Here is a 14,020-nt window from a genome sequence, read left to right as displayed (position 1 = left end):
GAAGGGCGGAGGGACGAGCATGTCCTCGCAAGTAGTGGAGAACCAGGCCGAGGCACCCCGCAGCGAAAAGCGGGCCGAGCACGCCGAGCCGACAGACCGAGCTGAGCGAGCCGCGCACACTGAACCGACCGGCCGAGCCGCACGCAGCGAGCCGGCCGCGAGCGCCGAGCACGCCAACCGCGCCGACCGAGCCGCGCACACTGCGCCAGCCGACCAAGCCGGGCGCACCGACCCGGCCGCCACAGCCACGCGCAGCGAGCCGACCGCCGCAGCCGAGCACGCCGGGCACGCCGGGCACGCCAACCGGGCCGCACACACTGAACCGGCCAGCCGAGCCGCGCACAGCAAGCCGACCGCGAGCGCCGAGCACGCCGACCGAGCCGGGCACACTGCGCCAGCCGACCAAGCCGGGCGCACCGACCCGGCCGCCACAGCCGAGCACGCCGGGCACGCCAACCGAGCCGCACACACTGAACCGGCCAGCCGAGCCGCGCACAGCAAGCCAGCTGCCACAGCCGGGCACGCCAACCGCCCCGACCGAGCCGCACGCACCGAGCCGGCCGACCAAGCCGGCCACGTCTGGACCCGCGTCAGCCTCTTCCTCGGCGGCCAGGGCATCTCCCTGGTCTGCGACCAGGTCTTCTTCATCGCGGTGGTCTGGGCCGCGGCCCAGTACGGCGGCAACGCCGCCGTCACCTGGGTCACCCTCGGCGAGTCCATCCCCCGCGCGCTGACCATGATCTTCGGCGGCGTGATCTGCGACGCCTTCGGCCCGCGCGCGGTCCTGCTGCGCACCACGTCGGTCCGCATCGCGGTCCTCGGCGCGGCCGCGGCCGCCGCGGCGTCCGTCCACTCCGTCTGGCTCCTGGTCGCCGTCGCGGCTCTGGAGGGGGCGATGCTCGGGCTCGGCTCGCCGTCCTTCGGCACGATCCTGCCGCGCATGGTCTCCGCCGAGCAACTCGGCCGCGCCAACTCCGTCCGCGCCATGGCCATGCGGTTCGCGCCGATCATGGGTCCCCCGATCGGGGCGTGGCTGGTCGCCGGCGGCCATCTGCCGGCGGCGCTGGCCGTGGTGTGCGGCGGCGTCGTGGTGTCCCAGGTGTGCGTGCGCTGGGTGACCCGGGGTGTGGAGGTGCCGGCCGCCCATCGCAAAGCCCTGTGGCGCCGCATGGGCGGCGGTTTCGTCCTGCTGCGCCACGACGCGCGGCTGCGCTGGCTGTTCCTTTCGGCCCTGTGCGTGGACCTGGGCTTCGCCTGGCCGTTCAACCCCGCGCTGCCGGTCGTCATCCTGCATCGCGGCTGGGGCGTCTCGGCGGTGGGCATCCTGATCGCCTGCTTCGGCGCCGGCGCGCTGTCCTCGGCCGCGCTGGGCGCCGTGCTCGACGGCCGCATCCCGATGTCGGTGCGCTACGTCGGCAGCGGTGTGGCGCTCGCGGCGGGCCTGCTCGGCATGATCCTGGTGCCCTCGCTGACCGCCATGGCCGCCGCGGCATTCGTCGTCGGCGTGGCCTCCGGCCAGAACGCCCCGGCCTCGGCCACCCTCTACCAGCGGGCCGCGCCGCCGGATCAGCTCGGCGTGGCGATGTCCATGCTCTCGCTGTCCGGCATCGGCGCCGCTCCCCTGGCCTACAGCGTGTTCGGCGCGCTGGCCTCCGCGACGACGCCCACCGTGGCCTGGATCGCGAGCGCCGTGCTGGCCTTCGGCGGACCGATCGCCGGCATCCGGGCCCTGCGCACACCGGCGACCGTGCGCGCCTCCTGACTCCAGGCTTCGCCTCAGACCTCACATCAGGCCTCATATCAGGCCACGTATCAAGACCCGTATCCTCGTCCGTGAAAGGAAACTCCCGTGCGTCCCATGTCGCCCGGCCAGCAGCGCCTGTGGTTCCTGGACCAGTTCGAGGGACCGGACAGCACCTACAACGCCCCCTTCCCGCTGCGGATGCGCGGCCCGCTCGACCGGCGGGCGATCCGCGCGGCGGTGGCGGACGTCGTCGGACGCCACGAGGTGCTGCGCACCGTCTACCCGGCCGTGGACGGCGCGGCGCACCAACTCGTCCTCGACACGGCCGAGGCCATGGAGCGCCTGGCCTTCGACGTGGTCGACCTCCGGGACGAGGAGCTGCCGGCCGCGCTGGCCACGGCGGCGCGGCGGCCGTTCGACCTGGCCGCGGAGCTCCCGCTCCGGGCGACCCTGTTCGCGGTGGGCCCGCAGGACCACGTCCTGCTCCTGCTGCTGCACCACATAGCCTCCGACGGCTGGTCGCTCGGCCCGCTGGCCGACGACCTCGGCACCGCCTACGCCGCCCGCCTGGCCGAGCGCGCGCCCGGCTGGGAGCCGCTGGAGGTGCAGTACGCCGACTACGTGGAGTGGCAGCTCGAAGTCCTCGGCACCGAGGACGACCCGGAGAGCCTGATCAGCGCCCAGCTGTCCTACTGGACCGAGCAGCTGGCCGGCATCCCGGAACACATCGCGCTGCCCTTCGATCGCCGGGCCGCCGCGGCCGGGGCCCGCGCCGCCGACATCGTGTCCGTCGACGTCCCGGCCGAGGCCCACGCCGCACTGCTGGCGCTGGTCCGCCACGAGCGCTCCACCCTGTTCATGGGCCTGCAGGCCGCGCTCAGCGCTTTGCTCACCCGCCTCGGCGCCGGCGAGGACGTCGTCCTCGGCACGGCGGTCGCCGGCCGCGACGAGGCGGCCCTGGCCGACCTGGTCGGCTTCTTCGTCAATACCCTGATACTGCGCACGGACACCGGAGGCGACCCGACGTTCCGCGAACTGCTGGCGCGGGTGCGCGAGACCGACCTGGCCGCGTTCGCCAACGCCGACGTCCCGTTCGACCGCCTCGTCGACGCGCTCGGCGCCGACCGCGCCTCCGGCACGCACCCGCTGTTCCAGGTGATGACCGTGCTGCAGAACAACGACGACGCCGGATTCGCCTTCCCGGGCCTGGCCGTCGAGGTCGAGGACATGGACGAGGCGAGCGCGAAGTTCGACCTCAACGTGGCCTTCAGCGAGCTGCCCGCCGCCGGCGACGGCACGCCGGCCGGGATCCGGTGCCAGTTCGAATACGCGACCGACGTGCTGGACCGCTCGACGGTCCAGGCATGGGCGTCGTGGTTCGCGGCTCTGGTGCACGCCTCGGCGGCCGACCCCGATCTGCCGCTGTGGCGCCTGGATCCGGCCTCCGGCGACGCCCCGGGCCGGGTCGTGCCGTCGGTGGCGGCGCCGGTCGAGCAGGCACGGCTGCCGCACAGGGTGTTCGAGCAGCAGGCCGCCGCCGATCCCGAGGCGACCGCCCTCGTCTTCGGCGACACCCGCTGGACCTACGCCACGCTGAACCGCCGCGCGAACCAGATCGCCTGGCGCCTGCTGGCCGCCGGCACCGGCCGTGGAGATCTGGTGGGCGTGCTGGTGGAGCGCAGCCCGGAGATGGTCGCCGCGCTGCTGGGCGTCCTCAAGGCCGGCGCCGGCTACACGATGCTGGACCCCGACTTCCCCGACGAGCGCCTCGTCGGCAACATCGAGCGGGTGGCGGTGCGGCAGGTGCTGGCCTCGGCGGCGCTGGCCGCCCGGGTCCCCGATTCCGTCCCCTGTGTCGTGCTGGAGGACGGGGACTCCTCCCAGCCGGGGCCGGACACCGATCCGGCCCTCGCCGTGGCCGTGGACGACCTGGCGTGCGTGATGTTCACCTCCGGCTCCTCCGGCACGCCCAAAGCGATCGCCACCTCGCACCGGGCCCTGGCCGCCACCTACCTCGGCCAGGACTACACGGTCTTCGACCGCGGCCAGGTGTGGCTGCAGTGCGCACCGGTGTCCTGGGACGCCTTCGCCACCCAGGTGTTCGGGCCGCTCCTGCACGGCGGCGTCTGCGTCCTGCAGCCGGGTCAGCGCCCTGATCCGTGCCTGATCGCCGAGCTCGTCGTCGAACACGGGGTGACCGTGCTGGAGGCCTCGGCGACCCTGGTGAACTTCCTGCTGGACGAGCTGCCCTGGATGTTCGAAGGCCTTGGCCACGTCCTCACCGGCGGCGAGCCCGCCTCGGGGCCGCACCTGGCCGCGGCCATGGACCGGTTCCCCCAGCTGCACGTCGTGAACGGCTACGGCCCCGCGGAGTCGATGGGCTTCACCACCGTCCGGCACGTCAGCCCGGAGGACTGCGCGGCGGCCAGCGTGCCGATCGGCGTGCCGATCGCCGGGAAGCACGGCCACGTCCTGGACTCCCACCTGCGGCCGGTGCTGCCCGGCGTGCCCGGCGAGCTGTATCTGACCGGCGCGGGCCTGGCGCACGGCTACCTCGGCGCCGGCGGCCTGACCGCCTGCCGCTTCCTGCCGGACCCGTACGGCGCGCCGGGGTCGCGGATGTACCGGACCGGGGACCTGGTGCGGCTCGACGCCGACGGGGTGCTGTGGTACCTGGGCCGCATCGACGACCAGGTGAAGATCCGCGGGTTCCGCGTCGAACCGGACGAGGTCACCGCGCACGTGCTCGCCGATCCGGCGATCACCCAGGCCGCGACCGTGGTCTGCGAGGACGGCGGCGACCGCCGGCTGGTCGGGTACTTCGTCGGCGAGGCCGACCCGGCGCAGATCCGGCGCCGGCTGGTCGCCGCGCTGCCGGAATACATGGTGCCCTCGGCGATCGTGCGACTCTCGGCGCTGCCGCTGACGCCCAACGGCAAGCTCGACCGGCGCGCGCTGCCGGCCCCGGACCCCGCGGCCCGCACCGGCGCCGACCGGGCGCCGCGCGACGCGGTCGAGGAGATCCTGTGCGGCCTGTTCGCCGACATCCTGAAGCTGCCCGCGATCGGCGTCCACGACGACTTCTTCGCGCACGGCGGCCACTCGCTGCTCGCCACGCGGCTCACCAGCCGGATCCGCTCGACGCTGGGGGCGGAGGTGAGCCTGCGGCAGCTGTTCCAGAACCCGACCGTTGCCGGGGTCGCCTCGATCGTGGCATCGGAGGCCGGCCGGAGCGGCGGCGCGGGCTCGGCGAGCGGGGCACCGGGGCGTCCGCGGCTGGCACCGTACGACCGGCCGACCGAGGTTCCGCTGTCCGCGGCACAGCAACGCCTGTGGTTCCTGTCCGGGGTGCAGGGGCAGGACCGTGCCTACAACGTGCCGCTGGTCCTCCGGCTGACCGGCACCGTCGATCGCGACGCGCTGGGCGCCGCGCTGCTGGACGTGGTCGGTCGGCACGAGGTGTTGCGCACCCTCTTCCCGGCGACCGACGGCCGGCCGCGTCAGGAGATCCTGGCTCCGGAGGCGGTCGGGTCGGTGCTCCGGATCGTCGACACCGATGAGGGATCCCTGCCGGGCCTGATTCAGGCCGCTGCGACGCACCGCTTCGAGGTGGCGGCGGAGATCGCGCTGCGGGCCGACCTGTTCGTCCTCGGCGACGGGGAATCAGTGCTCGTGCTGTGTCTGCACCACATCGCCAGCGACGGCTGGTCGATGGGGCCGCTGTGGACCGACGTCGCGGCCGCGTACACCGCGCGCGCGGCCGGCACGGAACCGGACTGGGCCCCGCTGCCCGTGCAGTACGCGGACTACACGCTGTGGCACCGTGAGCTGCTGGGCGCCGAAGACGACCCGGACAGCCTCATCACCGCGCAACTCGCCTACTGGCAGGAGGCGCTGAGCGGGATCCCCGAGGAGCTGGCGCTGCCGTTCGACCGGCCGCGTCCGGCCGAGCCGAGCCACCGCGCCGACTCGGTCACGCTCCGGCTGCCCGCCGAGGCACAGCGCGCGCTGGCCGCCCTGGCCCGGGAATCGGGCGCGACCATGTTCATGGTGGTGCAGGCCGCGCTCGCCGCACTGCTGTCCCGCCTGGGCGCCGGGGCCGACATCCCGCTGGGCACCCCGGTCGCCGGCCGCACCGACGAGAACCTCGACCAGCTCATCGGGTTCTTCGTCAACACCCTGGTCCTGCGTACCGACGCCTCCGGCGACCCGAGCTTCCGGGAACTGCTGGCGCGGGTGCGCGAGACCGACCTGGCGGCGTTCTCGCATCAGGACCTTCCCTTCGACCGCCTCGTGGAGCACCTGAACCCGGTCCGCGCCCTCAACCGCCACGCCCTGTTCCAGGTCATGTTCTCCTTCACCGGAGCCGGCGACGGGGACGGGGACGGCCGGTGGTCGCTGCCGGGCCTGGCAGCGAGGATCGAGGACGACGACGCGGCCGAGGACATCGCCAAGTTCGACCTGAACGTCACCGTCACCGCGGCGGGTTCCGGCGAGATGGAATGCCGCTGGGAGTTCTCGACCGATCTGCTGGACTCCTCGACGGTCTCGGCCTGGGCCGCGTGGTTCGTGCGGCTGCTGGCCGGGGTGGCGGCCGCTCCCGACACGTCCGTGTGGCAGATCGAGGTCGCCGATGACGACGACCGTCTGATGCTGGAGGACCGGGGCGCCGACGGGACGCTGCGGCATGTGAGCCGGTACGTGGAAGAGCCCGCCGAAGCGGACCCGGACCAGTCCGACCGAGACCACGCAGGCGAGGCCGACCGGGCCCCGCACGACGCGGTCGAGGAGATCCTGTGCGGTCTGTTCGCCGCGGTCCTGGACCGGCCGGCGGTGGGCGTGCACGACAACTTCTTCGCCCTCGGCGGCTACTCGCTGCTCGCGACCCGCCTGCTCAGCCGGGTCCGCTCCGCGCTGGGCGTCGAGGCCGGCATCCGGGACCTGTTCGAGGCGCCGACCGTCGCCGGCCTGGCCGCCCGGCTGGACGCGGGCCGGGCGGTGCGGCCGCCGCTGCGTCCGGTGCGCCCGGCCGAGCGCCCCGACCCTGTGCCGCTGTCGTTCGCCCAGCAGCGGCTGTGGTTCATGGCGCAGTTGGAGAAGGCGAACGCCGGCTACAACGCCCCGCTGGCGCTGCGGCTGCGCGGGCGCCTGGACCGCGGGGCGCTGATCGCGGCGGTGGGCGACGTCGTGGCGCGGCACGAGGTGCTGCGGACCGTGTTCCCCGAAGTCGACGGACACCCGGTGCAGCGGGTCCTGGCCGACTGGCGGCCGACGACGGAGATCCGACCGTGCCTGGAATCAGACCTCGAAGACGCCATGGACGCCTTCGGGCAGCAGCCGTTCGACCTCACCGCCGAACCGCCCTTCCGCTCCCTGCTCCTGGCCGTCGCCGAGGACGACCACGTCATCGTGCTGGTGCTGCACCACATCGCCAGCGACGGGTGGTCGATGGGGCCGCTGCGCGCGGACCTGGCGACCGCGTACACCGCGCGCGCCGGCGGCGAGCAGCCGACATGGCAGCCGCTGCCGGTGCAGTACGCGGACTACACGCTGTGGCAGCGGGAGCTGCTGGGCTCCGAAGACGACCCCGACAGCCTGCTCAACGCCCAGCTCGCGTACTGGGGCGACAAGCTCGCCGCGCTGCCGGAGGAGCTGGCGCTGCCGTTCGACCGCCCGCGCCCGCCGGTGCCGACGCATCACGGCGACTCGCTGGCCTTCGACGTGCCGGCCGGGGTCGCCGGCGGCCTGGCCGCGCTGGCCCGGGAGTCCGGCTCGACGATGTTCATGGTGGTGCAGGCCGCGCTGGCGACGCTGCTGTCCCGGCTCGGTGCCGGGTCCGACATCCCGCTGGGCACCCCGATCGCCGGCCGCACCGACGACAATCTCGACGACCTCGTCGGATTCTTCGTCAATACCCTGGTCCTGCGCACGGATCTGCGCGGCGACCCCAGCTTCCGCGAGGTGCTGGCCCGGGTCCGGGAGACCGACCTGGCCGCCTACACGCACCAGGACCTCCCCTTCGACCGCCTGGTCGAGCACCTGAACCCGGTCCGGACCTTGTCCCGGCACCCGCTGTTCCAGGTCGTCGTCGCCCACAACCGGGACGCGACCAAGAGCACCGACGGCGCCGAGCTGAGCGCCGGGGTCAGCATCGAGACCGAGCCGGTGGACACCGCGACGGTTCGGTTCGACCTGGGCCTGACCTTCTCCGAGGTCTGTGCTGCCGAGGTCCGTGATGCCGAAGGCCCCGGCGACGCCGGGCTTCGCTGTGTACTGACCTTCGCGACCGAGCTGTTCGACACCGGGACCGTCCAGGGCATCGCCGATCGGCTGGTGCGGCTGCTGACCGCGGTCGCCGCGGACGCCGACCTGCCGGTGCATCGCGTCGACCTGCTGGCCGCCGACGAGCGGGGCCTGCTGCTGCGGGAATGGAACCGGACCAACGTGGACGTCGCGGATACGACGCTGCCGGAGCTGTTCGCCGCACAGGCCACGCTCACCCCCGAGGCGACGGCTCTCGTCTTCGAAGGGACCGAACTCACCTACCGCGAGTTCGACCGGCGCGTGGAGACGCTGGCCCGCGCGCTGCTGGCCGAGGGCGTGCGTCCGGCGGACGTGGTGGCCGTCGCGCTGCCGCGGTCGATCGAACTGGTCACCGCGCTGTACGCGGTGCACCGGGTCGGTGCGGCCTATCTTCCGGTGGACCCCGGCTATCCCGCCGACCGGGTCGAGTTCATGCTCGCCGACGCGCGCCCGGCCCTGGTTCTCACCCCGGAGTCGGTGGCGGAACTGGCCACGCGGGGTGCCCTGCTGAACGGGGACGCCGAAACGCCGGTGCCGTCGTCGTATCCGGCCTATGTGATCTACACGTCCGGCTCGACCGGCCGCCCCAAGGGGGTGATGGTCTCGCACGCGGCGATCGTCACGCACCTGTTCTGGATGCAGGGCGACTACCGGCTGGGCGCCGACGACCGCGTGCTGCACAAGACGCCTTCCAGCTTCGACGTGTCCGTCTGGGAGTTCTTCTGGCCCCTGATGACCGGTGCGGCGCTGGTCGTGGCGCGGCCGGAGGGGCATCGCGACCCGGCGTACCTCGCGACGCTGATCGCCTCCGAGCGGGTCACCGTGGCGCACTTCGTGCCCGCGATGCTTGAGGCGTTCTTGGCGCTGCCGCAGGCCCCCGCCGACAGTCCGCTGCGGCAGCTGTTCTGCGGCGGGGAGGCGCTGACGCCGGCGTTGGCGCGGCGCTGCCACCAGGTGCTGCCCGGTACGCGGCTGTCGAACTTCTACGGTCCGACCGAAGCGGCCGTGGAGGCGACGCACCAGCGGTATCGTCCGGCCGTCGCCGGGCGCACGGTACCCATCGGCGCGCCGGTGTGGAACACCCGCGCCTACGTGCTGGACGAGTACGCGAATCCGGTACCGGCGGGGGTCGCGGCCGAGCTGTACCTGGCCGGAGACCAGCTGGCGTACGGGTACTTGCACCGTGCGGGGCTGACCGCGCAGCGGTTCGTGCCGGATCCGTTCGGCGGTCCGGGCGAACGGCTCTACCGCACCGGGGACCTGGTGCGGTGGCGGGCCGACGGGGTGCTCGAATACCTGGGCCGCACCGACGAACAGGTGAAGATCCGGGGGCAGCGGCTGGAGCCGGGCGAGATCGCCGGCGTGGCACGCGAGTGCGCGGGCGTGGAGCAGGCCGTCGTGATCGTGCGCGAAGACCGCCCCGGGGACCGGCGGCTGGTGGCCTACATCGCCGGCTCGGCGGACGCGGCGCGGGTACGGGCTCATCTGGCGGCGTCACTGCCCGAATACATGGTCCCGGCCGCGATCGTGGTGTTGGCGGAACTGCCGCTGGGGCCGAACGGCAAGGTGGACCGGCGCGCGCTGCCGGCCCCGGACTTCGCGACGGACGCGAAGGCCTATCGGGCACCGCGCGAGGCGATCGAGGAGATCCTGTGCGGACTGTTCTCCGAGCTGCTCGGCGTGGACCGGGTCGGGATCGACGACGGCTTCTTCGCCCTCGGCGGCCACTCACTGCTGGCGACGCGCCTGATCAGCCGGGCGCGGGCGGCGCTGGGGGTGGAGTTCGCCATCGGCGACCTGTTCCAGGCGCCGACCCCGGCGGGGCTGGCGGAGGTGGCCGGGCGGCTTGAGCAGGGCGGGGCTCTGCACGCGCCGTTGCGGCCGATGGTGCGGCCGGACCGGGTGCCGTTGTCGTTCGCCCAACAGCGGTTGTGGTTCGGGAACCGGCTCGACGGCGCGGATGCGAGCTACACCGTGCCGATCGCGTTGCGGCTGCGCGGGACGCTGGACGCGGAAGCGCTCGCGGCCGCCCTGGCCGACGTGGTCGAGCGGCACGAGGTACTGCGGACGGTGTTCCCCGACATCGACGGGACGCCGATGCAGCAGGTCCTGCCGGCGCCGGCGCCGGCCCTGCCGGTCCGGGCGGTCGCCGAGGCTGAGCTGTCCGAAGCGCTGGCGCAGGCGCGGCGCTCCACGTTCGACCTGACGGTTCAGACACCGTTCCGTTTCGAGCTGCTGGAGATGGACGCGCAGGACCATGTGCTGCTGCTGGTGCTGCACCACATCGCCAGCGACGGGTGGTCGATGGGTCCGCTGTGCGCGGACCTGGCCAGGGCGTACGCCGCACGGGCCGCGGGTCAGGAGCCTGATTGGCGTCCGCTGCCGGTACAGTACGCGGACTACGCGTTGTGGCAGCGCGAGGTGCTCGGGGACGAGGACGATCCGGACAGCGTCATCAGCGGGCAGCTGGCGTTCTGGAGCGAGCAGCTGGCCGGGATGCCGCAGGAGCTGGCGCTGCCGGCGGACCGGCCGCGACCGGCGGTTCCGGGGCGGCGGGGCGAGTCGGTCGCGGTGGACGTGCCCGCACCGGTGCACGCCGCGCTGGCCGCGCTGGCGCGCGAATCCGGGACGACGTTGTTCATGGTGGTGCAGGCGGCGTTGGCGGCGTTGTTGTCGCGGCTCGGCGCCGGATCCGACATCCCGCTGGGCACGCCCGTCGCCGGGCGCACCGACGAGGGCCTGGACGACCTGGTCGGGTTCTTCGTCAACACCCTGGTCCTGCGGACCGACGCCTCCGGCGACCCGAGCCTGCGGGAGCTGCTGGCGCGGGTGCGCCAGGCGGACCTTGCCGCGTACTCGCACCAGGACCTGCCCTTCGACCGGCTGGTCGAGCACCTGAACCCGGCGCGCACGCTGTCCCGGCACCCGCTGTTCCAGGTGATGTACGTGCTGCAGAACAACGAGGAGGGCAGCCTGGACGACCTGCCGGGGCTGCGGGTCGACGGAATACCGTTCGACGGCGCGGCGCTGGAGTTCGATCTCGTGGTCGCGCTGCGCGAGCGGCACGCCGCCGACGGGACGGCCGACGGCATCGGCGGCCTGCTGGTCTTCAACGCCGACCTGTTCGGCCCGGAGACCGCCGCCGGCCTCACGGCGCGGCTGGTGCGGTGGCTGGGCTCGGCGGTGGCGGCACCGGACGTGCCGATCAGCCGGCTGCCGTTGCTGACCGGGGGCGAGCGGCGGCACCTGCTGGACGTGCTGACCGACACCGCTCTGGCGGACGAGCACGGCGCGGTGCCGGTCTGCGACCTGGTCGCCGCGCACGCCGCGGCCACGCCGACCGCGCCGGCCGTGGTGTACGGCGCCGAGACCCTGGACTTCGCAGGACTCGACGACGCCGCGAACCGGCTGGCCCGGCGGCTGGCCGCGGCCGGGGTGGGACGCGGCACCGTGGTCGGCGTCTGCCTGCCGCGGGGGACGGACCTGGTCGTCGCGCTGCTGGCGGTGCTGCGGGCGGGGGGCGCGTATCTGCCGCTGGACCCGGCGTATCCGGTGGACCGGATCGCTTTCATCCTTCGGGACGCGCAGGCGCCGGTGGTGCTGAGCCACTCGGGGCTGGCCGACCGGGTCGGCGGCGGGTCGGCGGCGGTGATGTGGCTGGACGGCGGGGACGATGGCGGCTCCGTGGGCGACGGCGGCTCCGTGGGCGACGGCGACGGCGCGACTGTGCCCTCGCTCGTGCCCGCCCCCACACCCGCCGACGCCGCCTACGTCATCTACACCTCCGGCTCGACCGGCACGCCGAAGGGCGTCGTCGTCGAGCACCGCGGCCTGAGCGACCTGTGCGCGTGGGCCCGCCACGAGTTCGGGATCACGGCGTCCGACCGGGCGAGCCAGGTCGCCTCCCTCGGCTTCGACGCCGCGGTGTACGAGATCTGGCCCGCCCTGTCCGCCGGGGCCGCGGTCCACCTGCCCGCGCCGGAGACGCTGGCGGACGACGCGGCGCTGACGGAGTGGCTCGGCCGATCCCGGATCACCGTCTGCTTCCTGCCCACGCCGCGACTGGAGGCCCTGCTCGACGAACCGATGGCGCACGCGCCTCGCGTCGTGGTGACCGGCGGCGACCGCCTGCGCCGCCGGCCCGGCGGCGAGCCGGGGTTCCGGCTGGTCAACGCCTACGGCCCGACCGAGTTCTCGGTGATCGCCACCTCCGGTGACGTCGCCCCAGCCGCGCCCGGCGCACCGGGCTCTCTCGGCTCGCCCGGTTCTCCCGGCTCTCCCGGCACCGGGCTGCCGGACATCGGCGCGCCGGTGGCCAACACCCGCGCGTACATCCTCGACGCGGCGATGAACCCGGTCCCGGTCGGCGTCCCCGGTGAGCTGCACCTGGCCGGCACCGGTCTGGCGCGCGGCTACCTGGGCCGCTCCGGTCTGACCGGGCAGCGCTTCGTGCCCGACCCGTTCGGCGGTCCCGGGGAGCGCATGTACCGCACCGGGGACGTGGTGCGGTGGCGTCCCGACGGCCGGATCGACTTCATCGGGCGGACGGACCACCAGGTGAAGGTGCGCGGTGTGCGGATCGAGCTGGGCGAGATCGACGCGGTGCTCGCCGCGCACCCGGGCGTGCGGCAGGTCGCGACCGTGGTGCGCGAGGACCGGCCGGGCCTGCGCGAGTTGGTCGCGTACGTCGTCGCCGGCCCCGGGTTCGAGCCCGCGGAACTGCGCCGGCACGCGGCCGCGTTCCTGCCGGCCGCCATGGTCCCGGCGGCTTTCGTGGCCCTCGGCGCGATGCCGCTGACGCCGCACGGCAAACTCGATCCGGCCGCGCTGCCGGCGCCGGACCGCTCGGGCTCGGGGGGCCGGCCGCCGCGCGGGCCGCGCGAGCGGGTGCTGTGCGAGCTGTTCTCCGAGCTGCTGGGCGTGCCGGACGTGACCATCGACGACGACTTCTTCGCCCTCGGCGGCCACTCGCTGCTGGCGGCCCGGCTGTCCGGGATGATCCGCCGGGAGCTGGGCACCGAGCTGGGCATCAGGGTACTGTTCGAGGCCCCGACCGTGGCCGCGCTGGCCGAGCGCCTCGGGGCCGGGACCGTGACCGGCACCAGCCGCGACTCCCTGGCCGTCCTGCTGCCGCTGCGCGGGCGTGGCTCCCGCCTGCCGCTGTTCTGTGTTCACCCGGCGGTGGGCGTCGGCTGGGTCTACTCCGGCCTGCTCGCGCACCTGGACCCCGAGCGTCCCGTCTACGCGCTGCAGTCGCGCGGACTGATCGAGCCCGACCGGCGCCCGGCCGACATGGAGGAGCTGGTCAAGGACTACCTCGACCAGATCGCGCAGGTCCAGCCGGAGGGTCCTTACCACCTTCTGGGCTGGTCGTTCGGCGCCGAGATCGCGCACGCCATGGCGGTCCGGCTCCAGGAGCAGGGGCTGCCGGTGGCTTCGTTGACGATGCTGGACGGGTATCCCGGCGGCTCGCTGTCGATGCCCTTCCGCGCCGCCGACTCCTGCTCCTGTTCCTCCGACAGCGAAATCCTGGCCGCTGACAGCGAAATCCTGGCCGCCCTGCTGGTCTCCCTCGGCCACGACCTCACCGACCACCCGGACGACCGGCCGTTCGACCACGCCGAGTTCGTCGCCCGGGTCCGCGCCGCCGGCGGCCCGCTGGCCGAGCTCGGCCCGCAGGAACTGGCCGCCCTGCCGGCGGTGTTCGCGCAGAACTGCGAACTGGCCGCCGGATACCGCCCTCGGACCTACGACGGCGACGTGGCGTTCTTCCTGGCGACCGAACACCGCACCGCCGCCTCCCCCGACCCCCGGGCCTGGCGCCCGCACGTCACCGGAGAGCTGACCGTGCACGAGGTCGCATGCCGGCACGGCGAGATGACCCGCCCCGAGCCGCTGGCCCGGATCGGCGCGGTACTCGCGGCCCGGCTGGAGGGACGGCCATGAGCTGCCTCGGGGACATCCCGCGTGGCT

At 74.0% G+C, this 14,020-nt stretch carries 2 protein-coding genes; both read left to right on the top strand.

The features are described from left to right. The first annotated feature begins 19 nt into the window (after positions 1-19). Positions 20-1,762: an MFS transporter gene (locus tag ABH935_RS38315; RefSeq protein WP_370382872.1), complete on the top strand. Its 1,743-nt coding sequence runs from the start codon at positions 20-22 to the stop codon at positions 1,760-1,762. 96 nt (positions 1,763-1,858) lie between these two features. Then, positions 1,859-13,993: an amino acid adenylation domain-containing protein gene (locus ABH935_RS38310; protein WP_370382909.1), complete on the top strand. Its 12,135-nt coding sequence runs from the start codon at positions 1,859-1,861 to the stop codon at positions 13,991-13,993. The last annotated feature ends 27 nt before the right edge of the window (positions 13,994-14,020 follow it).

Source organism: Catenulispora sp. GAS73 (assembly GCF_041262085.1).
Taxonomy (GTDB): Bacteria; Actinomycetota; Actinomycetes; order Streptomycetales; family Catenulisporaceae; genus Catenulispora.
The sequence above is the reverse complement of the archived record's forward strand: the minus strand, read 5'-3'. Positions and strand labels throughout refer to the sequence as shown.